This window comes from Rhodococcus tukisamuensis NBRC 100609 (assembly GCF_001894985.1).
GTDB lineage: Bacteria > Actinomycetota > Actinomycetes > Mycobacteriales > Mycobacteriaceae > Rhodococcus_G > Rhodococcus_G tukisamuensis.
In genome coordinates this window covers 112,464-134,167 of record NZ_BCXG01000003.1, presented here as the reverse complement: position 1 = coordinate 134,167, position 21,704 = coordinate 112,464, and the positions used below count along the sequence as shown (strand labels likewise).

The 21,704-nt window shown below is 72.1% G+C and carries 18 protein-coding genes and 1 pseudogene; 11 read left to right on the top strand and 8 right to left on the bottom strand.

The window, feature by feature from the left end; all coding sequences use genetic code 11:
- The first annotated feature begins 10 nt into the window (after nucleotides 1-10).
- The 7 genes from RT2_RS04545 (at nucleotide 11) to epsC (ending at nucleotide 7,589) form a co-directional block, all read left to right on the top strand.
- A complete protein-coding gene (locus tag RT2_RS04545; RefSeq protein WP_139191153.1) occupies nucleotides 11-874 on the top strand; it encodes a hypothetical protein in 864 nt (287 codons plus the stop codon).
- Nucleotides 867-2,339: a GTPase Era family protein gene (locus tag RT2_RS04540; protein ID WP_072843340.1), complete on the top strand. Its 1,473-nt coding sequence runs from the start codon at nucleotides 867-869 to the stop codon at nucleotides 2,337-2,339. Before RT2_RS04545 ends, RT2_RS04540 begins: the two co-directional genes overlap by 8 nt.
- Nucleotides 2,340-2,384: 45 nt before the next feature.
- Nucleotides 2,385-2,681, top strand: a complete 297-nt coding sequence (locus RT2_RS04535; RefSeq protein WP_245709210.1) for a DUF6802 family protein — start codon at nucleotides 2,385-2,387, stop codon at nucleotides 2,679-2,681.
- A 222-nt stretch (nucleotides 2,682-2,903) separates the two neighbouring features.
- Nucleotides 2,904-3,644 (top strand): hypothetical protein, encoded by a 741-nt coding sequence (locus RT2_RS04530; protein WP_072843516.1) that lies wholly within the window; start codon nucleotides 2,904-2,906, stop codon nucleotides 3,642-3,644.
- A gap of 413 nt (nucleotides 3,645-4,057) precedes the next feature.
- On the top strand, nucleotides 4,058-5,884 hold the full coding sequence (locus RT2_RS04525) for a phosphoenolpyruvate carboxykinase (GTP) (protein WP_072843339.1): 1,827 nt from the start codon (nucleotides 4,058-4,060) through the stop codon (nucleotides 5,882-5,884).
- Between the two features lie 179 nt (nucleotides 5,885-6,063).
- On the top strand, nucleotides 6,064-6,999 hold the full coding sequence (cysK, locus tag RT2_RS04520) for a cysteine synthase A (protein WP_072843338.1): 936 nt from the start codon (nucleotides 6,064-6,066) through the stop codon (nucleotides 6,997-6,999).
- 5 nt (nucleotides 7,000-7,004) lie between these two features.
- A complete protein-coding gene (epsC, locus tag RT2_RS04515) occupies nucleotides 7,005-7,589 on the top strand; it encodes a serine O-acetyltransferase EpsC (RefSeq protein ID WP_072843337.1) in 585 nt (194 codons plus the stop codon).
- Between the two features lie 7 nt (nucleotides 7,590-7,596).
- On the opposite strand, the gene RT2_RS04510 is transcribed toward epsC, so the two are convergent.
- Complete coding sequence (locus tag RT2_RS04510; RefSeq protein ID WP_072843336.1) at nucleotides 7,597-8,574, bottom strand: cation diffusion facilitator family transporter; 978 nt, start codon at nucleotides 8,572-8,574, stop codon at nucleotides 7,597-7,599.
- A gap of 188 nt (nucleotides 8,575-8,762) precedes the next feature.
- Here RT2_RS04510 and RT2_RS04505 point away from each other — a divergent pair, with 188 nt between their 5' ends.
- Entirely contained in the window at nucleotides 8,763-9,278 is a 516-nt protein-coding gene (locus RT2_RS04505; RefSeq protein ID WP_072843335.1) for a hypothetical protein, read from the top strand.
- 110 nt (nucleotides 9,279-9,388) lie between these two features.
- On the opposite strand, the gene RT2_RS04500 is transcribed toward RT2_RS04505, so the two are convergent.
- The 4 genes from RT2_RS04500 to RT2_RS04485 form a co-directional block, all read right to left on the bottom strand.
- On the bottom strand, nucleotides 9,389-10,837 hold the full coding sequence (locus RT2_RS04500; RefSeq protein WP_072843334.1) for an aldehyde dehydrogenase: 1,449 nt from the start codon (nucleotides 10,835-10,837) through the stop codon (nucleotides 9,389-9,391).
- Nucleotides 10,838-10,931: 94 nt separating this feature from the next.
- Nucleotides 10,932-12,146, bottom strand: a complete 1,215-nt coding sequence (locus tag RT2_RS04495) for a phosphotransferase family protein (protein ID WP_072843333.1) — start codon at nucleotides 12,144-12,146, stop codon at nucleotides 10,932-10,934.
- Nucleotides 12,147-12,330: 184 nt separating this feature from the next.
- On the bottom strand, nucleotides 12,331-13,218 hold the full coding sequence (locus RT2_RS04490) for an ROK family protein (protein ID WP_072843332.1): 888 nt from the start codon (nucleotides 13,216-13,218) through the stop codon (nucleotides 12,331-12,333).
- Nucleotides 13,215-13,985 carry a class I SAM-dependent methyltransferase gene (locus tag RT2_RS04485; RefSeq protein WP_072843331.1) on the bottom strand — a complete coding sequence of 257 codons (771 nt, stop codon included), beginning with the start codon at nucleotides 13,983-13,985 and terminating at the stop codon, nucleotides 13,215-13,217. Before RT2_RS04485 ends, RT2_RS04490 begins: the two co-directional genes overlap by 4 nt.
- Before the next feature lie 136 nt (nucleotides 13,986-14,121).
- Between RT2_RS04485 and RT2_RS04480 the strand changes: the two genes are divergently transcribed.
- A complete protein-coding gene (locus RT2_RS04480) occupies nucleotides 14,122-15,360 on the top strand; it encodes a glycosyltransferase family 4 protein (RefSeq protein ID WP_072843330.1) in 1,239 nt (412 codons plus the stop codon).
- Here the strand turns inward: RT2_RS04480 and RT2_RS04475 are convergent.
- Entirely contained in the window at nucleotides 15,298-17,148 is a 1,851-nt protein-coding gene (locus RT2_RS04475; protein ID WP_245709211.1) for an MmpA family trehalose lipid delivery protein, read from the bottom strand. The two genes, RT2_RS04480 and RT2_RS04475, sit on opposite strands and share 63 nt — an antisense overlap.
- Nucleotides 17,149-17,180: 32 nt before the next feature.
- Between RT2_RS04475 and RT2_RS04470 the strand changes: the two genes are divergently transcribed.
- Nucleotides 17,181-18,392: a polysaccharide biosynthesis protein gene (locus RT2_RS04470; protein ID WP_072843329.1), complete on the top strand. Its 1,212-nt coding sequence runs from the start codon at nucleotides 17,181-17,183 to the stop codon at nucleotides 18,390-18,392.
- On the opposite strand, the gene RT2_RS04465 is transcribed toward RT2_RS04470, so the two are convergent.
- Nucleotides 18,393-19,148, bottom strand: coding sequence for a Mut7-C RNAse domain-containing protein (locus tag RT2_RS04465; RefSeq protein ID WP_072843328.1), 756 nt, complete (start codon nucleotides 19,146-19,148; stop codon nucleotides 18,393-18,395). It abuts the gene before it with no gap.
- 135 nt (nucleotides 19,149-19,283) lie between these two features.
- Nucleotides 19,284-20,477: a cell envelope lipid trafficking protein PgfA gene (gene pgfA / locus RT2_RS04460; protein WP_072843327.1), complete on the bottom strand. Its 1,194-nt coding sequence runs from the start codon at nucleotides 20,475-20,477 to the stop codon at nucleotides 19,284-19,286.
- Nucleotides 20,478-20,683: 206 nt separating this feature from the next.
- On the opposite strand from pgfA, the pseudogene RT2_RS04455 reads away from it, so the two are divergent.
- Nucleotides 20,684-21,685: pseudogene (locus RT2_RS04455) on the top strand (acyltransferase family protein); the annotation flags it as partial.
- Nucleotides 21,686-21,704: the final 19 nt, after the last annotated feature.

Here is a 21,704-nt window from a genome sequence, read left to right as displayed (position 1 = left end):
GCACGGCGGGGTGAGCGGCGCTGGTTCATGGGACGGCGGGGCGTCATGGGACGGCAGGGCGCTCGACGCGTTGCGCCTGGCGGTCCGGCGAGCCGACGTCGGCGCCGCCGTCACGCTCGATGCCGCGGTCCGCGTGCAGCGGCGCGGGATCGACGTTCAGGTCACCGGACGCGCCGGGGTGGGGCGGTCGGCGGTGCTCGCGGTGCTTGCCGCCGCAGGCGGAGTCGGCGGCGTCGGATTCGCGGAGACCGACGCGTGGGACGTTCCCGGGGCGGTGGACCCGGCGCTGACCGGGGACCTGGTGGTGCTGGTGCTGTGCGGTCCGCCGCGAGCGGTGGACCTGGTCGCGGTCCGAGCCGCTCCGGCCCGGGTGTTGGCCGTGCTCAACAAGGCGGATGCGCTCGCCGATCCCGCGGCGGTCGCGGTGAGCGGCGGCGCGGAGCTGGGGCTCGAGTGCCTGCCGGTCGCCGCGGGCGCGGGACCGGCCGGGGCGGGCGTCGACCCGTTGCGGGCGGTCGTGCGGGGTCTGATCGACGAGGTGCGAGCGGAGCGGGCGGCCGCGCTGCTGTCGGTGCTGCGCGGACTCACCGGCGCCGCCGCGGTCCGGGACCAGGTCGAGGCGTATCTGGGCGCCGACGAGGGCGTGCGGCTGGGCGCGGTCGCCGCCGGACTCAAGCCGCGCGTTCCCCAATGTCACAGCGGGGAGCCCCAGGGAACCCGATGTGACAGCGGGGAACCCCCGGGGGACCCGTTGGCGGCGGCCGGGTACTGGCGGGGCCGGCTCCAGGCCGACGGCGCCGGCGGGGTCCGCGCGGCGCTGGCCCGCCATCGCGACCACGTGCGGGACTGGGAGCGGTGGGCCGGCCGTGTCTGAACGGCCGGCGGAACCACTCGACCGGGACACGGCGGAGGTGCTGCGCCGCTGGAATCCGGCGGCGCTGACGGGTCTGCAGACCGGCACAGCCGGCGTCGACCGGCCGACGGTGCTGGTGCTCGGCCCACGCGGCAGCGGTCGCGGGGCCCTGACCGCGCGCTTGCGGGCGGACGCGGAACCGGACGCACCCGCGCCGGACTACACCGGAGACCCGACGCGCCCGGCCGGCGTCACGCTCGTGGTGCTCGACTCGGCGGCTCCGCTCGGCCGGGAGGAGTTGGCACTGCTCGACGGTCTGGAACGGGCGGTGTTCGCTTTGACCAAGACCGACGTCCACGCGGGGTGGGATTCGGTGCTGCGCCGCGACGCCGTACTGCTCGCCGAACACGCGCCCCGGTTCGCCGGCGCACCCATCCACCCGGTGTCGGCGCCGCCTGACGGCGACTCGACCGGGATCTCGGAATTGCGCGGGGCGCTGCTCGAAGCCCTGCGTGGTGCCCCGCAGCGGGACGTGTGGATGCGCCGCCGCGCCGGCGTCGCGGTGGAGCAGACCCGGGAGCTGGTGCGGGCCGCCGCGTCGACACTGGACCACGACGCGACGGCGACCGACCTGCGGGCGCAGCGTGCGGCGGTGATCGCGGACCGTGACGGTGGGCGCGCCGACGCGGCGGCGTCGCTGCGCCGGCTGGTGGCGTTGGCGCGGGTGGACCTGCTGCACGAGGTCGGCAGCCGGGTCCGGGAGGTGGGGGCCGCGGCGCGGACCACGCTCGATCGCGGCGACCGGGCCGCGGCGGGGGTGTTCCCCGACCACCTGCGAACGGAGGTCGTCGGACTCGCCGACTCGGTCGACGCGACGACGGCCGAGCGGCTCCGGGGGATGGCGGCGGAGGTCCTGGGTCCGGACCACCCGGCGAGCGCGGGCGACAACCCGGCAGGACGCCTCCCGGCGTTGGATCCGCCGCAGCCCCGACACCGGGGCGTGGAGGACCGGTTGATGATCGCGGTCGGGGCGTCCGCCGGGCTGGGTCTCGGCCGACTGCTGGTGGCGCCGCTGTCGATGGTGCCGACCCTGGACCTGGCCAGCATCCCCGTCACGCTGCTGGTCGGCGCCCTGGCGGCGTGGTGGCTGGCCCGCACACGGGGCCTCGCCGCGGATCGCGCGCACCTGCGGTCGTGGACCACCGATGCCCTCGCCCAGGTCCGGTCCGGCCTCGAACAGCGGGTCCTGGCGCAACTGGTGGACGCCGAGGCCCGGATCGCCGGTCAGGTGCTGGCCGGGCACCGCAGCCTGGTGTTGTCGACGGACGAACGCCTGGCCACGCTGGACCGGCGACTGCGGGAGCACGCGCAGCGGACGTCGGCGCGACGGTCGGCCTGCGAGCGTGACTTGGCGGTGCTCGACCGCGCGCTGGGGCAGCCGGCGGGACGGGAACCGCCGGCGGCGGCGGTGCGTCCAACCTCCTAGCAGCCGGTTTCGACGAGGCCGGGCCAGGTGGCGGAAGGACCCGCGATGATGCAGGACGACATGTTGCTGTGCGAGCACGGGTTGGGCGAGAACCCGGTCGACACTGATCCGGGGGCGTGGGCCCTGCACGACCCGACCGTCGACCTCGACGGGGACGGGGTCCTCGACACTCGGGCCTACGCGGACGGCGACGCGGTGCTGGTGGCGTCGGATCTGGACGTGGACGGGACCGCCGATCACCTGACGTCGGTCGAGGCGGACGGCGAGTACTCGGCCTGGCAGGCGCACCGGCAGCCCGACGGCTCGTTGCGGTGGGAACGGACCGATCACGGTCGGCTGTAGGGGGCAGGTTTTCGGGGTCCGTGGGGAACGCCAGGTGGCGAGATGCCCGGTTTCGGGTGAATTCGCCAACTATTAACCGGCGGGTTTCGGTGAAACGTTGTGAAGTGGGACGGACGTCCGTATAAACGACTGGTGTGGCTTGAGTCACTCGTTTAACACTTCGAAGAAGGTTCCGTGCCCGGGGGGCCCGGCGCCATGTGAATGATCGAAATGGAGATCTACATGTCTCGTACCCCGATGCGCCGCATCGCCGCCGTCGCCGCCTCCGCCGCCCTCGTCGCCGGCGGTGTGACCGCCGGTGTGACCATTGGTGCAGGTGCCGCAAGCGCCGCGACCTGCTCCTCGTCGAGCCAGGCCACCAAGAACGATCCCAGCACCGTCTGGATCACCCACACCTACAACAAGACCGTCACCAACGCCGCAGGCGAGGAGATCACCGAGGCCGCCGCCGGCTCGCTGGTCACCTACAAGACGGTCGTCGGCACCACCTCCATCGGCAACCCGTACGTCAACTCGATCACGGACATCCCGCCGGCCGGGTTCGGCGCGCCGGTCTCGGCCACCGTCACCGCCTACACCGTGAGCATCCCGACCGGGCAGCACGAGGCCGATGTCACCATGACCCCGGGTGGGGGCGGTTACGCGGCCACCAGCACCGGCTGGTTCGTCAACTCCGGCAACCCGGTCACCCTCAAGACCACCTACAAGGTGCCCGCCAACATCGCTCCCGGCACCCAGGTCACCAGCGGTGGCACGAAGGTGGGCGGCACCGTCGGCGTTGGCACCGACCTGCCGAACCTGAACGCCTGCTTCACCGTCCGTATCCCGAACCCGGGCGAGGCCGTCACCGGCAGCATGGACGGGGCCGGCCTGGGCTCCTCGGAGGGCCAGCTCTCCTCCACCGGCTCGGTCAGTGACGTCCTCGGCGACACCATCACCAAGGTTCTCGAGAACGGCAGCTAGTTCCTGTCTGCCGTGTGAGCGTCTGACGCCGCGTGCGTCAGACAGGTAAGTAACGGACACCTTCGTCAGGTGGCCGGGAGGGTCTCCTCCCGCCGCGGATCGGATGCCCTCGGGCGTCGGTCCCGGGCCGCCTGACGGAGGTGTCCGTTTGTCTGCGGCGGCAGGCGTCGCAGCAGGAGGATGTCACTGAATCGGTCCTGTGACTGATCGGACAAGACCCGATTGCCAGTACGGATGCAGGCGGCGTTAACCTCTTATGTAGGACACCCGGCGCCCGTGTCCTCCGTTTTCGCTATGCGTCGACGGAGCAGCGGGATGCACCCCGCCGAGAGGGGGCAATCGGTACGACCGCGCGAGGCCACCAGGCCGCGCCCGCGGAGGATCCGATTCCGGCACACCCCAGGGAGAGTTTGATGACCTCAGCGACCATTCCAGGTCTGAACGGAACTGACGGCACGCCCACCGAGCACGGCGAGCTGCTCGCCTGGGTGCAAGAGGTTGCCGAGCTCACCCAGCCGGACCGCGTCGTCTTCGCGGACGGCTCGGACGAGGAGTGGGACCGCCTCACCGACAAGCTGGTGCAGGCCGGCACGTTCACCCGGCTCAACGACGAGAAGAAGCCGAACTCGTTCGTCGGCAACTCCGACCCGTCGGACGTGGCCCGGGTCGAGTCGCGCACCTACATCTGCTCGCGCGAGGAGATCGACGCCGGCCCGACCAACAACTGGATGGACCCGGCGGAGATGCGGTCGCTGATGACCGGTCTCTACCGCGGCTGCATGCGCGGCCGCACCATGTACGTGGTCCCGTTCTGCATGGGCCCGCTCGGCGCCGACGACCCGAAGCTGGGCGTCGAGATCACCGACTCCGAGTACGTCGTCGTCTCGATGCGCATCATGACCCGCATGGGCACCGCGGCGCTCGAGAAGCTCGGCACCGACAAGCCGTTCGTCAAGGCACTGCACTCCGTGGGCGCGCCGCTCGCCGAGGGCCAGGCCGACGTGCCGTGGCCGTGCAACGACACCAAGTACATCACCCACTTCCCGGAGGACCGCGAGATCTGGAGCTTCGGCTCCGGCTACGGCGGAAACGCCCTCCTGGGCAAGAAGTGCTACTCGCTGCGTATCGCGTCGGCCATGGCCCACGACGAGGGCTGGCTGGCCGAGCACATGCTGATCCTCAAGCTGATCTCCCCCGAGGACAAGGCGTACTACGTCGCCGCGGCCTTCCCGTCCGCGTGCGGCAAGACCAACCTCGCGATGATCCAGCCGACCATCCCCGGCTGGCGCGCCGAGACCCTCGGCGACGACATCGCGTGGATGCGCTTCGGTGAGGACGGCCGCCTCTACGCCGTGAACCCGGAGTTCGGCTTCTTCGGCGTCGCGCCGGGCACCAACTACGGCTCGAACCCCAACGCGATGAAGACGCTCGAGGCGGGTAACTCGCTGTACACCAACGTCGGCCAGACCGACGACGGCGACGTGTGGTGGGAGGGCCTCGAGGGCACTCCCGAGCACCTGACCGACTGGAAGGGCAACGACTGGACGCCCGAGTCCGGCGAGAAGGCCGCCCACCCGAACTCGCGCTACTGCACCCCGATGTCGCAGTGCCCGATCCTGGCCCCCGAGTGGGACGACCCGCAGGGCGTGCCGATCTCGGCGATCCTGTTCGGCGGTCGTCGCAAGACGACCGTCCCGCTGGTCAGCGAGTCCTTCGACTGGCAGCACGGCACCTTCCTCGGCGCGACGCTGTCCTCCGAGCAGACCGCCGCGGCGGAGGGTGCGGTCGGCACCGTGCGTCGTGACCCGATGGCGATGATCCCGTTCATCGGCTACAACGCCGGTGACTACCTGAACCACTGGATCACCCTCGGCAAGAACGCCGACTCGTCGAAGCTGCCGAAGATCTTCTACGTGAACTGGTTCCGTCGTGGCGACGACGGCCGGTTCCTGTGGCCCGGTTTCGGCGAGAACTCCCGCGTGCTCAAGTGGATCATCGACCGCATCGAGCACAAGGGCGGCGCGCAGTCCACGCCGATCGGCTTCGTCCCGACCGCCGCGGACCTGGAGCTGACGGGTCTCGACGTGGACGCAGCCGACGTCGAGGAGGCGCTGGCCGTCGACGTCGACGAGTGGAAGAAGGAGCTGCCGCTGATCGAGGAGTGGTTCGAGTTCCTCGGCGAGAAGGTGCCCTCGGGCATCCGCGACGAGTTCGAGGCGCTCAAGGGCCGCCTGGGCTAGTCGCCCCTGCATCACCGTGTGACCGAATGTCGCATTTGTTCAGTTCAACTGAACGAATGCGACATTCGGTCGTTTCGGGGCGCTGAAAACCGGGCCGGGCACAGCGGTCGGCGCGGGCAGTGGTGCAATACACGCAACGACCGCGAGACCCGGCGCAGCCGCGTCAGTGAGGACCTGCCATGACTCAGATCTACGAAAACGTCACCGAACTGGTCGGACGCACCCCGCTGGTGCGACTGAACCGGGTGACCGCCGGGGCACAGGCCCAGGTGGTTGCCAAGCTCGAGTTCTACAACCCGGCCAACAGCGTCAAGGACCGGATCGGCGTCGCGATCGTCGACGCCGCCGAGGCCGCGGGCGAGCTGAAGCCCGGCGGCACCATCGTCGAGGGCACGTCGGGTAACACCGGCATCGCCCTGGCCATGGTCGCGGCCGCGCGTGGCTACAAGGTGATCCTCACGATGCCGGAGACGATGTCCACCGAGCGTCGGGTGATGCTGCGCGCGTACGGCGCGGAGATCGTCCTCACCCCGGGCGCCGAGGGCATGGCCGGCGCGGTCAAGAAGGCCGAGGAGATCGTCGCGCAGACAGCGAACGCCGTGCTGGCCCGCCAGTTCGCGAACCCGGCCAACCCGGCGATCCACCAGCGCACCACCGGCGAGGAGATCTGGGCCGACACCGACGGCGAGGTCGACATCTTCGTCGCGGGCATCGGGACCGGCGGCACCCTCACCGGCGTCGGCCGCACCCTCAAGGAGCGCAAGCCCGGCGTCCAGATCGTCGGCGTCGAGCCGGCCGACTCGCCGATCCTCACCGGCGGCCAGCCCGGCCCGCACAAGATCCAGGGCCTCGGCGCGAACTTCGTGCCCGACATCCTCGACCGCGACATCTACGACGAGATCATCGACGTCGAACTCGACGACGCGATCCGCACCGCGCGTGACCTCGGCACTGTCGAGGGCATCCTCGGCGGCATCTCGGCCGGCGCCAACGTGTGGGGTGCGCTGCAGCTGGCGAAGCGCCCGGAGAACGCGGGGAAGCTGATCGTGGTGGTGGTGCCCGACTTCGGCGAGCGCTACATCTCCACCCCGCTGTTCGAACACATTCGGGACTGACGGTCGTGGGAGTGCTGCGCACGGTTCGCGAGGACCTGAAGGCCGCGCGCGGCCACGATCCGGCCGCGCGCAGCAACCTCGAGAACGCGGTCGTCTACTCGGGCCTGCACGCCATCTGGGCGCACCGGGTCGCGCACCGCATGTGGGCGGTGCCCGCGTTGCGCGGTCCGGCGCGGGTGCTGGCCCAGTTCACCCGGTTCCTCACAGGCGTCGAGATCCATCCCGGTGCGACGATCGGCCGGCGGTTCTTCATCGACCACGGCATGGGTGTGGTGATCGGGGAGACCGCCGAGATCGGCGACGACGTGATGCTCTACCACGGCGTCACGCTCGGTGGGCGGTCGGTGGCCAAGACCAAGCGGCACCCGACCATCGGCAACCGGGTGACCATCGGGGCCGGCGCGAAGGTGCTCGGTCCGGTGGTCGTCGGGGACGACAGCGCGATCGGCGCGAATGCGGTGGTGACCCGCGACGTCCCCGTGGATTCGATCGCCACCGGCATCCCGGCCACCGTCCGTCATCGCAGCGGCAGACAGCACGAGCAGTTGGTGGACCCGACCAGCTACATCGACCCGGCTATGTACATCTGAGTCCTGGTCAGGCCGTCAGGCTGGGTTCGTCGCTCGTGGACAGGGTGAGCACCGCCTTCAGGACGTGCTCATGCCGCTCGAGCCGGGACTCGAGGTCCCGCAGGATCTCCGCGACGGTGTGCTCGGCGAAGTCCCCGACCAGGTCCACCCCCGCCACCAGGTAGACCTGCCGGGGTCCGAGGTACTCCATCCGGAGCAGCGTCACCCGGTCCACCTCGGGCAGTTCGAGGAGGGTCGCCAGGCCCGCCGCGCGCAGCTGCGGTGACGCCTCCTCGCCGATCAGGAACCGGCGGTTGCGGTCGATCAGGATGCCCGCGATCACCGCGAGCAGCACGCCGACCGCGATCGACCCGATCGCGTCCGGGACGGGCGAGCCGGTCAGCTGGTGCAGCAGGACGCCGACAAACGCGATCACCAACCCGATCAACGCGGCGGCGTCCTCCGCGAACACCGCGCGCACCGTGGGGTCGGAGGTCTTGAGGGCGTGCTCGAGCAGGTCGCGGTCGGCGCCGGCCGCCTCGCGGCGGATCTGCCGGTACGCCTGTCGGAACGAGACCGCCTCCAGCACGAACGAGATCCCCAGGACCGTGTAGGCGACGCCGAAGTCGGTGGCGGGTTCGGCGTGGAACAGCTCCTGCACGCCGTGCGTGATGGACACCCCGGCCCCGAGCGCGAACAGTCCCAGCGCGGCGAACATCGACCACACGTAGGCCTCGCGGCCGAAGCCGAGCGGATGCGTCCGGTCGGCGGGGCGTCGCGACCGCCGGTTGGCGATCAGCAGCAGCACCTCGTTGGCCGTGTCGGCCCAGGAGTGGGTGGCCTCGGCGACCATCGAGGCCGACCCGGTGACGGCTGCCGCACCGGTTTTCGCGATCGCGATGGCGAGATTCGCGCCGAAGGCCAGGAGGACGGTGAGGGTGCTCTCCCCGGCGGAGTCCACGGCGGCGGGCGGGGTCGTGTCGGCCCCGGGTGCAGACAGGCTCATCCCCGAACGATAGGCGCGCGCGCCGGATCCGGCCGGGCGACGGGCGGGCCATATTTGATCTTGAAATCCGTGGATTTCGACCGAGCGGGTTCGGTGCAGGCAATAGGCTCTGCACGTCTTCTCCGACGACGCAGGCCGTAGCGCCGCGAAGCCGGAATCCGTTGAGCAAGAACTCGAAAGGTCTCCCCATGCAGACATTCACCCGGAAGGGCCTCGCGCGGGTCGGTGGCGGAGTCGCCGTCACCGCCGCAACGGTGGCCGCCGTGGCGATGGCAATGCCCGCCACGGCGGCAGCCGCCCCGACCGTTGCGCCGCCCACCGTCGTCGCGACGTCGTCGGGCAACAGCCTCACCATGAAGCTGACCAACCCGAACACCCTGCTGAGCCTCACGGGCTGCCAGGCATTCGTGGTGAACGCCAAGGACGTTCCGGCGGTGGTGTCCGACCCGACCAAGCTGCTCGACCCGGGCGTCGTGGTCTACCCGAACGTCTCCAACGTGCTGTCGCTGTTCGGCGCGCTGCCGGGAATGACCGTCACCAACACGGTCAACGACATTCCCGCGGGGCTCTACGGCGTGGTCGGCGGCTGCGTGAGCCTGCTCGACGTCACCCACCCGGTCATCGACTCCCCGCAGGTCATGCAGGTGGGTCTCCTGCCCGGCGGCAGCAGCGACGGCAGTTCGTCGATTCCGTTCGGCAGCTGACGTTTTCGCAGCCCGCGCAGTCCGGATGAGATGATCGGTCCGGATACGACGAACGCGCGGCGTGCACCTGGTCAAGGTGCACGCCGCGCGTTCGTCGTTCAACGGGAAGCTCAGGCGCCGTAGCCGGGCGGCATCAGGATGGACTTGAGCTCGCAGTACTCGTCGAGTCCCTCGGGGCCGTTCTCGCGGCCGATGCCGGAGTTCTTGTAGCCGCCGAACGGCGAGCCCGGATCGAAGGCGTACCAGTTGATTCCGTAGGTGCCGGTGCGGACCTGCTTGGCGACCTCGAGGCCCTTCTCGATGTCGGTGGTGTAGACCGAGCCGGCCAGGCCGTAGTCCGAGTCGTTGGCGATCGCGATGGCCTCGTCGACGCTGTCGTAGGCGATCACCGACAGGACGGGTCCGAAGATCTCCTCGCGCGCGATCGTCATCGAGTTGTCGACGTCGGCGAAGATGGTCGGCTCGACGAAGTAGCCCGTCTCCAAGCCGGCCGGCACGCCGCCGCCGACGACGAGGCGGGCGCCCTCCTCCTTGCCCTTCTCGATGTAGCCGAGGACCTTGTCACGCTGCGCGGCGGTGATGATCGGGCCGAGCTGCGCGGCCGGGTCGTCCGGCATGCCCATCGGCAGGAAGCCGACGAAGTTGGCCATGGCCTCGACGATCTCGTCGTAGCGCGAGCGCGGCGCCAGGATGCGGGTCTGGCCGACGCACGCCTGGCCGGAGTTCATCAGGCCCGAGAGCACCAGCATCGGCAGGGTCGCCGGGACGTCCATGTCCTCGAGCAGGATCGCGGCGGACTTGCCGCCGAGCTCGAGGGAACAACGCTTGAGGTTCTGCGCGGCGATGGCGCCGATCTTGCGGCCGACGGCGCTGCTGCCGGTGAAGGTGATCTTGTCGACGTCGGGGTGCGAGACCAGGTACTCGCCGGTGGGGGCGCCACCGGGGACGATGGACAGCACGCCCTCCGGCAGTCCGGCCTCGGCGAAGATCTCCGCGACGAGGTTGGCGTTCATCGGGGTTTCCGGGGCGGGCTTGAGCACCATGGTGCAGCCGGAGATGATGGCGGGCGCCAGCTTGTTGACCAGCAGGAACAGCGGGACGTTCCAGGCGATGACGGCCGCGACGACACCGACCGGCTCACGCAGGACCTTGCAGACGCCGAACGGTCCGGTGCGCTCCTCTTCCCAGGAGAACGTCTCGGCCAGTGCCGCGTAGCTGTTCAGCACGGCCAGCGACGGGGTCTTCTGCATGAGTTCGACGCCCGCGCGCGGCGCGCCCATCTCGGCCGTGATCAGCGTGCACAGCTCGTCGGAACGCTCCTCGATCAGCTTCGCCGCCTTGACGAGGATCTCGGCCCGCTGCGCGGGAGTGGTCTGCGGCCAGGGGCCGGTCTCGAGCGCGGTGCGGGCGGCGGCGACGGCGGCGTCGATGTCCGCGGGGGCGGCGACGGGAACGCTGCCGACGCGCTCCTCGGTGGCGGGCGAGAACACCTCGAGGCGCTCGTCGGTGGCGGGTGCCACCCACTGGCCGCCGATGTAGAGCTTGTCGTAGTCAGTCATGAGAACTTCCTTGCTGGTGTGGGATTTCGGGCTCGTGGTGTGAAGGTCGCGTGGATGGCGGGCTACGGCGGCGGTGCGTGGGTCCGGGTGGGCGTCACGACACCCCCGACCAGTAGGTGCCGTCGAGCATCGCCTCCAGGGTCGGACGGTGCAGGATCATGTCGTCGGGGTCGGCCGGGGGTGCGGCCTGCCCGAACGCGATGGCGCGCGCCTGCACGCGGAACATGACCGTCGCGTGCCGCAGCGCGGCGAAGAGGATGTAGTAGTCGAGGTTCTCGGCCCGGTGCCCGGAGGCCTGGGTGTACCGGGCCTCCACATCCTCACGTCGCATGAAGTCGGGCAGCCCGGGCAGGCCCGCCAGCGTCGAAAGGTCCTCGAAGAACCGGTGCTGGAAGATCATCCACCCCAGGTCCACCTCGCGGGGTCCGACCGTTGCCATCTCCCAGTCCAGCACCGCGACCGGCGCGAAGTCCCGGTACATCATGTTGCCGATCCGCGAGTCGCCCCAGCACAGCACCGCGGGGGAGTCGTCGGCCGGGACCGTCGCCTCCAGTCGGTCCAGGCAGCGCTCGATCAGCGGGGAGCGTGGGCCGTCTGCCGAGACCCATTCGTAGTACTCGCGCTGGTTGGCCAGATAGGCGCGGAACGCCTGCTCCCCGGTGGGGCCGCCGCCGGGCAGCTGCAGGAAGTCGAAGTGCCGCAACGGGTCCTCGATGCCGTGCAGCTTCGCGAGCACGTCCACCGAGGAGTCCTGCAGGGCCCGGCGCTGCTCGGCGGTGGCCTCGGTCAGCCAGGAACCGAAGGTGTAGGGCATCACGTCCGGCGGGACGATGCCCTCAATGCGCTGCATCACGAAGAACGGAGCGCCGAGGGCCGTCGCGTCGGGCTCTGACCAGTACGTGGCCGGCACCGGCACGTCGGTGAGCTTGCCGACGACCCGCATCACGTCGAACTGGGTGACCATGTCGTAGCTGGGGAAGATCGGCATCGTCGCGGCGGCCGGTTCGACCCGCGCGACGAGTTCGTGGGTGCGCCGTGCCCCGGGTGCCTCGTGAATGGCGTCCTCGGCGGACTCGGTCCACGTCGCGTCGAACAGGATGGTCTCGCTGGACATGCCGTTCGCCGCGGGCAGGCGCACGTCGGTGACCTGTGGGTCGGCGCCGTCGTGCAGTCGGGTCCGGAGCCAGGCCTGCAGTTCGCGGCCCAGTTCGGCGGTGTCGCGTTGGGAACCGCTGGGCCGAGCGACCTCGGAGTAGTTGTCGTTGTCGCCCGGAGGCGCGTCGGTGGGTGCGGTGTCGGCTGTGCTCACGGTGCCCTCGTTCCGTCGTCACCGTGGCCGCGGCGCGGTCCGACGGTGAAATAACCGAGTGTGGTGAGGAGCACAGTAGAACACGTTACAGAACCCTCGCGGGCAAATCAGCCCCCATTTCGGTCGGGGTTGGAACGAAACCCCGAATCCGCGCCCGACCAGGGCCGATGTCGGGTGGGTTTCGCTACTCCGGCAGCATCAACGCGCCAGCGCCGATCAGCGTCGCCCGACCGCCGAGCTCCGCCGGCACGATCCGCAGGCCCCTGCTGAACGACAGCCGCGCGTGCCGGTCCGCCGCCTCGCGCATCGGGCCCCACAGCGGCGCGCCGGACTGCCCGAAGCCGCCGCCGACCACCGCCAGGTCCAGGTCCAGCAGTGCGGCGGTCGACGCGATCGCCGTGCCGACCGCGGTGCCGGCCCGGTGCAGCGCCGCGAGTGCCACCGCGTCGCCCGCGTCCGCGGACACGGACAGCTCGTGGCCCGTCGTCCCGGTCCAGCCGCGGGCGTTGGCCCAGCGAACCGAGGACGGTCCGCTCGCGACCGCCTCCAGGCAGCCGAATCCGCCGCACGCACACGGCACGTCCTCGGCCCCCGGGACCACGACGTGACCGATGTGTCCGGCGTTGCCGGTGCGCCCGCCGACGACGCGACCGTCCAGGACCAGGCCGCCGCCGACGCCGGTGGAGACGATCATCCCGATCTGGTTCGCGGTCCCGCGGCCGGCTCCGAAGCGCTGCTCGGCGAGTGTGCAACAGGCCCCGTCGATGGCCAGCGCCACGCGGGCGCCGGGGAACAGCGACCGGACCGCGTCCACCAGGGGGAAGCCGGTGCGCCACTGCTGGATGTTGAGCGGACCGACCACGCCCGCGTCGACGTCGACCGGGCCGGCCGAGCCGATCCCCACCGCCGTCACCGGCCGCCCGTCCGCGACCTCGCGCAGCAGCGTCTCGGTCGCTTCCCAGACCCCGGCCGCGGGCGTCGGGACGCGTTGCTCGCCGAGCAGCTCGCCGTCGGGGGAGAGCACCCCCGCCGCCAACTTGGTGCCGCCGATGTCCAGGGCGAGAACGGTCATGGCTTGCGCATCACCAGGACGAGGTTGCTCACCAGCAGCTCGCGCAGCCACGGCAGCCGCACCATCCACCACGCCCAGCGCGGGTGGTAGCGCGGGAAGGCGGCCAGCAGCCGACCCTCGGAAGTCGAACGTGCCCAGCGCAACCCGTCCGCGGCGCCGACGTCGAACAGGGAGACCCCGAACCGGTTCTTCGGCTCGTGGCCCTGCTTGCGGGCGTACCGGCGGGCCGCGTACTCGCCGCCCAGGAAGTGCCACGGGCCGGTCTCGTGGCCGCCGAACGGCCCCCACCACAGGGTGTACGAGAGGATCATCAGGCCGCCGGGCCGGGTGACCCGCAGCATCTCCTCGGCCATGGTCCACGGCTCGGGGACGTGCTCGGCGACGTTGGAGGAGAAGCAGATGTCGACGCTGGCATCGCGGATCGGCAGCGCCATCCCGGACCCGCGGATCGCGTCGCCGACGGTCAGGCCCGCCGCGTGCATCTCGCTGGGGTCGGGCTCGACGGGGACGTACCGCGCGCCGGATGCGCGGAAGGCCTCGGCGAAGTAGCCGGGCCCGCCGCCGACGTCCAGGACGATCCGCCCGGACAGCGATTCCCCGTTCGCCCCGGCGTAGAGGTCCTCGACCAGTTCCAGCGAGTCGCGGGCCAGGGCGCCGTAGAAGATGTCGGGATCGGTCTGCTCGTAGCGGAAGTCCGAGAGCAGTCGCACCGACCGACGGAGGGTGGCCCGGCGGGCGAAGACACGGGTCACGGGGAGGGCGGTCACGGGGAGCAACCCTAGCGAGCGGCGGCGTCGACGCAGGTTCCCGGTCCGGGACCGCAACAATTCGCAGCGTGCAGCCGATAAGGTAGTCGTCGGCCGCGCCGCGGCCGTCACCGCCCGAGGGTCCAGGAGTAGTGCCGTGCGCGAGGTTCTGTTGTTGTGCTGGCGCGACACCGGGCACCCCCAGGGCGGTGGCAGCGAGCGCTACCTCGAACAGGTCGGCACCGGACTTGCGGCCCGCGGCATCAAGGTCACCCTGCGCACCGCCGGCTACCCGGGTGCGCCGCGGGAGGAGTTCGTCGACGGCATCCGGATCAGCCGCGGCGGCGGACGGTTCACCGTCTACCCGCGGGCGCTGGCCGCGATCACGGCCGGTCGGCTGGGTTTCGGCCCGCTCCGCGGCATCGCTCCCGACGCGGTGATCGACACCCAGAACGGCATCCCCTTCTTCGCGCGCGCGGTCGCGGGCGCGCCGATCACCGTGCTGGTGCACCACTGCCACCGCGAGCAGTGGCCGGTCGCCGGGCGGCTGGTCGGCCGGATCGGCTGGTGGGTCGAGTCCGTGCTCTCGCCGCGGGTGCACCGGCGCAACCAGTACCTGACGGTCTCGCTGCCGTCCGCGGAGGAACTGACCGCGCTCGGCGTGGACCGTGAGCGGGTCGCGGTGGTGCGCAACGGCGCCGACGAACTGCCCGCCGCCGTGCCCGCCGGCGACGAGGCCACCCGGACCACGCATCCGAGCGTGTGCGTGCTGTCGCGGCTGGTGCCGCACAAGCAGATCGAGGACGCGCTGTCCGCGGTCGCGGCGCTGCGCGGACGCACCCCCGGGCTGCACCTCGACGTGATCGGCGGCGGCTGGTGGGAGGAGAACCTGCGCGAGCGGGCCCGCGAACTGGGCATCGCCGACGCGGTGACCTTCCACGGCCACGTCCCCGAGGACCGCAAGCACCAGCTGCTCTCGCGGGCGTGGGTGCACGTGATGCCCTCCCGCAAGGAGGGCTGGGGCCTGGCGGTGATCGAGGCCGCGCAGCACGGCGTCCCGACCGTCGGTTACCGCAGCTCGCGCGGGCTCACCGACTCCGTCGTCGACGGCGTCACCGGCCTGCTGGTGGACGACGCCGCACAGTTGACGATCGCGGTGTCGGAGCTGCTTGACGCCGCCGAGTTGCGCGGCGATCTCGGCGAGAAGGCGCGGATGCGGGCGTCGGAGTTCTCCTGGACGCAGACCGCGGCGGGCGTGCACACCGTGCTCGCGGAGTCGGCCTCCGGCCGTTACGTCTCGGGCCTGATCGGGGCGCCGGACGCGGCGGCCGTCTCAGACCCGGTCGGCGCGGGTCCGGCCGCGGTAGGCCAGGGCGCCGAGCGCGCTACCGCCTAGCAGCAGCGCCCACGCGAGGTGCGCGGCGACCGCCGCGGCCCTGGCCCCCGCCCGGTGCGGCGGCGGCGCGGGTTCGCCCGGTACCCGGTACAGCGCCAGGTGCTCGTCGGCGAACACCGGCTCGAGCTGCGCCAGGGTGCGCCCGGCGTCACCGACCGGTCCGGCGGCGTCCCGCTCGACGAGCACCCAGCCGACCCCCAGGCCGGGCAGGTGGTCGGCGGGACCGCCGCCGATCAGCAGCGCCTCGACCCGTTCGGCGCGGGCCCCCTCGCCCCCGATGTCCGTGGACTGCCCGGCGTCGGTGACGAGCAGCCGGCCGGTCTGCGGCACGTCGAGCGGCAGCAGCCGCGGAGCCGGGTCGAGCACGGGGGCGTCGCCGCTGTACGGGAACCGGCGGAACGTGCCCGACGGCAGCACCGCGACATCCCCGGAATGACCCTCGAGCCGCGCCGCGACCTCCGACCACGACGACGGGTAGTGCACGGGACGCAGCGTCCCGCCGACGCCCCACGCCAGGTCCGGCAGCGCGATCAGCACCGCGGCGATCCCCACCACGGCCGCCGCCGCCGGATTCGGTTCTCGGGCGGAGCCTCGGGCGGGTGTCTGGGCGGGCGAGGGCGTGGCCCGCTCACGGTCGCCGAACACCCGGCGGCCGAACCGGTCCAGGGCGCCCGCACCGGCCGCCGCGGCCAGCGCGTAGCCGGGGACTGCGAGCGCCACCCACTTCTGGGCGTCGCGCAGCAACCCGGCGCCGGGCACGTGCACCACCGCCCACTCGCCGGCCTGCAGACCCCAGCCGGTGGCGGCGAGTGCGGGCAGCGCGACCGCCGCCGCGGCCGTCACCCCCAGCGCCGCGATCACCGGGTTCCCGCGACGGCGCCACAGCGTCGGCACCCCGGCGGCCACCACCGTCAGCAGCAGCGCCGTGCCGACCAATGCCCACAGCGAGGTCCGGCTGCCCGGCACCGCGTCCGCGTTCCAGATCCCGCCGAGCCCGGCGAGGCTGCCGACGGTCGCCAGGCCGGGCTCGGCACGGGCCGCGAAGGCGGCGACGCCGGCCGGGTCCGAACCCTGCGCCCCGGCCCCGGACAAGACGGTCGCGACCAGCCACGGGGCCGACGCGACGAGGGCCAGCGCGGCGGCGGTGAGCAGCCGCGGCGTCCGGGCGCCGACGCCGCCGGGCAGCGCCAGCAGCACCAGGGCCACGGTGGTCGCGAGGATCGCGCCGGTCGGTGTCAGGCCGGCCGCGGCGAGTGTCAGGCCCAGCGGGCACCAGGCCCGCGGCGACCACGGCGCGGCGGAACGGCGCAGTCGCAGCGCGGCAAGCACCGTCCACGGCAGCGCCGCGTACCCGGCGAGCAGGCTCCAGTGCCCCTGCAGCAGCCGCTCCGCGACGTAGGGGTTCCAGATCGTCACCGTCGACGCCAGCAGCAGCGGTCCCGGCGTCAGCGTCGGGAGAAGCGCCGACACCATCCGGGCGGCGCCCCAGCCGGCCAGCCACAGCGACAGCAGGGTCAGCGCCTTGACGAGCAGACCGCCGTCGACCACGGTCGACGCCACCGCGAGCAACGCGTCCTGCGGGACCGCCCGGGCGGCCGCGTCCGTCAGGCCCAGCGCGGAGTCGGTGAGGTACGACCGGGGGGTGCTCACCGCGTCGCGTAACAGCAGGTAGCCGGGCCCGAGCAGCGGCCCGAGGACCACCGCGGCCAGCACCAGGCTGTACGCCGCGGGCACGGCGTCGCGCGCGTCGAACCGGGCCCGGAGGAGCCCCGGGGGCCGCGCGATCATGTCCGCACCCTAACGGGTGCGATCATGGGCGGATGACACCTCGCCTCGCCACCCCGTCCGCGGTGGCGGGGATGACGATGGTGACGGTCGGCTCGATGACCGCGAACGTGGCGTCGTACCTGCTGGCGCTGCTCGCCAGCCGGCTGCTGGGGCCCGCCGGCTACAGCGAGTTCGCGAGCCTGCTCGCCGCGCAGCTGGTCCTCGCGGTGCCGGCCCTGGCCCTGCAGACCGTGGTCGCGCGGGAGGTGGTCCTCGGCGGCAGTGACGACGCGCTGCGCAGGCTGGGCACCCGGTGCGCGGCGATCGTCGCGGTGATCGCCGCGCTGCTGGTGGTCCCGGTCGCCGCGGTCCTCGACACCGGGGTCGGCGCGACCGGCGCCGCCCTGCTCACCGCGCCGATGCTGGTCCTGCTGGCCACCGAACAGGGGCTGCTGCAGGGCCGCGGCCGGTTCGGGGAGTTGAGTGTGGTGCTGGCCGCGGCGGGCCTGGCGAAGGTGGTGCCCGCGGTGGTGGTGCTCGCGCTCGGCGGCGGACCGGGAGCCGCGTTGGCCGCCGCGGCAATCGGGACGGGGACGGTGGCGGTCGGGGCACGGGTGGTCGCGGGCCGGGGCGCCGCCGCACCGTCCGGCGAGCGAGTGGCGGAGCGGGGGCACCGCCCGCTTGCGGGGGTGGGGGTCGCGGCGGTGCTGCGGGCCTCGCAGGTGCAGCTCGCGCTGATCGCGTTGTCGTCGGTGGACCTGCTGCTGACCCGGGTGGTGCTGGACGAGGCGCAGGCCGGGCAGTACGCGCTGGGCGCGGTGGCGACCAAGGCGGCGTTCTGGCTGCCCGCCGCGGTCGGGGTGGTGCTGTACCCGAGGATGGCCAACCCCGCGGACTCGGCGAGGGCGGTACGGTCCGCGCTCGGCGTGCTGGTGGGGCTCGGGGCCGTGGCGGTGGTCGGGGCCGCACTGGTCGCGCCGCTGGCGCCGCTGCTGGCTGGGCAGGACTACGCCCCGGTGCAGGGGCTGCTGTGGGCGTTCGCCCTCGCCGGCGCGTGCCTGGCGGTGCTGCAGGGGGCGCTGCTGTCCGCGATCGCCCGCGAACGGACCCGGATCGCGTTGGTCGCGTGGGTGGGGCTGGCGGTGGAGGTCGGGCTGATCCTGGGGTTCGTGTCGAGCATCCGGCAGCTGATCACCGTCGCGGTGGTGACCGCGGCGCTGACCGCCGCGGTCGTGAGCGTCGCGGCGTTGCGCTCCGCCGACTGATCACAGCACCACCCCGACGGCGGCGAGCCGCTCCCGCAGCCGCTCCGGATGGCTCCCGGGCCAGTACAGCCGCCCGCAGCCCGGGCAGCGGGTGAACTCGCGGTACTCGCGCGCGACGGCGTCCGGCACCCGGCCGAGTGCGGCCGCGCGGGGCACCCGTTCGAGCGGGCTGTTGCAGCGCGCGCACCGGGTCAGCGGCGAGATCCGGGACCACAGGTCGAAGCGGTCGAGCACCTCGCGCAGCTGCCGTCGCGGGTCGGTCTGGTGCACGAACGCGCCGTGCGTGAGGCAGGCGTGCTCGAGGAGTCCGACGTCGCGGGTCAGCACGGTACGCCGCTCGGCCCGCGAGATCTCGAGCAGTTCGTCGTCGCCGAAGTCGTTGCGGTACCGGCAGTCGAACCCGAGCAGACGCAGGTAGCCGGCCAGCCGGCCCAGGTGCACGTCCGCGACGAACAGCGGCTCGCGCAGCGGCAGCGGCCGCAACCGGGTGACGCCGGTCAGGTCGAACCGTTCGAACACCGGGTACACCGCCACCCGCTCGCCGCCGCGCACCCGGTGCCCGAACCCCACCGAGACGCCGTCCACGAGGATCAGGTCGACCTCGGTGTGCGGGACGCCCAGCGACTCGATCCGGTCCTTCACCGAGGGGGTGCCGTCGAAGGCATGGGGGAAGGTCCGCCTGCGCAGCGCGGGCGCCAGGAAGTCGTTCAGCTCCTCGTAGAAGCGGAACTCGCAGTGGTGTCGGGGTGGTGGCATCGGCGTCGTCCGGCGGGGTCGCGGACGCCGGGTCTCTCGAGCGCCTCGTCCCGATTGCCAAGATACGCCCGCGGCAGGAACGAGGAGGGCCCGCACTCGGTGTCGAGTGCGGGCCCTCCTCGTGGTTCGTCGAGATTACAGCCGGGTGGTCGGCGGGTCCTGCTCGCGCGGGTCGACGGCCGGGAAGACCTCGGTCTCGTCCGCGGTCCAGTCCTGACGGGGGATCATCTCCGTCGCGGGGTCCTGCGAGTCGTGCGAGTCGTAGGTCGGCTCCGCGGCGTTGCCGGGCTCGGTGGGCACCGGGCCGGTCTCGGCGTTGTCGGCCGAGGCCTTCGGGCCGCGACCGCGGGTGCCGAGGAAGATGCCGGCGGCCAGCGCGATCACGCCGAGGATGCCGAGGATGATCGGCACGGTCCGGCCGAAGGTCGACAGCTTGTCAGCGCCGTCCTTCGCCTGTCCGACCTGGTACTCGATGGTCTCCTCGTTGAACGGCAGGGTCACCTTGAGGACGGTCACCTCGGGGTTGTTCGCCTCGCGGGCGTAGTACTGGTACAGCTGCTCCTGGCCCTTGACGATGACGCCGGTGACCGGGTCGACCCAGACGTCGCGCTCGTTGGTGTACCAGCGGCTCATCGTGACCGGTGCCGCGCCGCCCGGGACGCCCCAGGTGTCGGCGGGGAGGCTCAGCTTGTTGGTCGCGGACGGTGCCACCTTGGAGAGGTCGACGGGGGCGACCTTCTGGTTGTAGTGGTACACCTTCAGTCCGTTGATCTCCGTCTCCTCGACGAAGTCGATGTCATGGGTGGAGCGCGCGTTCAGGTCGAAGTACGGGTACGCCTTCTGCTCCGCGTCGAACGGGAACTTGTACTGCAGCCCGTCGCGGTCCGGGATCTCCTTGGCGGGCTTGTCCGCGTCGATCTGGATGGTGCTGGTGCCACCCGGGATCGGCATCGAGCTGACGCGGTCGAGGCTGATGGTGTCCACGGTCGCGCTCAGCAGGCCGGTGTCGCCCTTCTTGTCGGTGCGCCGCACCGACTGACCGGCCTGGACGGTGATCTCGTCCGCGTTCGACGGGTCGACGACGGTGACGTAGCGCTGCGCGACGATCGGCACGCCCGTGTCGACGACGGCCTTGCCCGCGGCCAGGGCCTTCGCGTCGAGCACGTCGCCCTTGCCCTCGGCGATCGTGGTGACCTCGAGGTCCAACGGGGTCTTCTTGAGCTGGCCCACGGTGTAGGTCGGGATCAGCAGAGCGGCCGCCAGTAGGAATGCGCCGAGCCCCACCAAGATGCAGGCGAGTGTCCTGCTCGGCCCTGAGCGTTCCGCCATACCGATTCTCCTTAGTCCTTCGTTGCCACGTCCCCGAGGCGGGGCCCGCAGGCCACGCCGAGCGAAGAGTGCCCGCACTGGGACACTCGGTGAGCCAGACAGTAACAGTGTCCAGCCCCGGATTGCGCTGGCACGCTCTATTTTGGGCACCGTAAGACGCGCCCGTGCGCGTGTGCGCCGCCGGTCCGGGGCAGACTGGACGCCAAATGGCTACCCAGGCAGCACTCGCGCAGCGCCCCACGTCGACCTCCCGGGGCTTCGTTCCCGCGCTCGACGGCATGCGCGGACTGGCCGCGGCCGCGGTCGTCGTCACCCACGTGGCCTTCCAGACCGGGGCCACGTCGACGCCCGTCCTGGGTCGGGTGTGGGGCCGTTTCGACCTGGCGGTGGCGGTGTTCTTCGCGCTGTCCGGATTCCTGCTCTGGCGCCCGCACGCCGCCGCGGCCCACGGACTCGGTGCTGCGCCGGGAACCGGTCGCTACCTGCTGCACCGCGCGGCCCGGATCCTGCCGGTGTACTGGCTGGTGGTGTGCGTGGTGCTGTTGTTCCTGCCGGGCGCGGGCGGCGGCGGGACGGTGTGGGCGGCGAACCTGGCGTTGGTGCAGGTGTTCGTCCCCCTCACCCTCACCGACGGACTCACCCAGATGTGGAGCCTGTCGGTGGAGGTGGCCTTCTACCTGTTGCTGCCGCTGTTCGCGTGGGCGATGGTGCGGCTGCGCGGGCCGTCCGCCCGGCTGAGGGTCCCGGTGCTGCTCGGTGTCGCCGCGCTCAGCCTGGCGTGGGGGTTCCTGCCGATCCCGACACCGGACGGCATCCACGCCGACAACTGGCTGCCCGGGTACCTGCCGTGGTTCGGCGCGGGCATGGTGCTGGCCGAGCTGGTGATGCTGCCGGACTCGCCGGTGCACCGGCTGGCGCGCCGACGCGGCCTGATGGCGACGGTCGCGGTGCTCGCCTTCGGGCTGGCCTGCACGGAACTGGCCGGCCCGGAGGGGCTCACCCGCGCGGCGCCCTGGCAGTACGCGACCAAGATCGCGCTCGGTGCGGTGCTGGGCTTCGCGCTGCTCGCGCCGCTCGTCCTCGACGGGTCCCGCGAACACCGTTGGCTGGCCGGCCCGACCGCGCTCGCCGTCGGCCGCTGGTCCTACGGACTGTTCGTCTGGCACCTCGCGGTGCTCTCGATCGTGTTCCCCGTGTTCGGCATCGCGCCGTTCAGCGGCAGCTTCG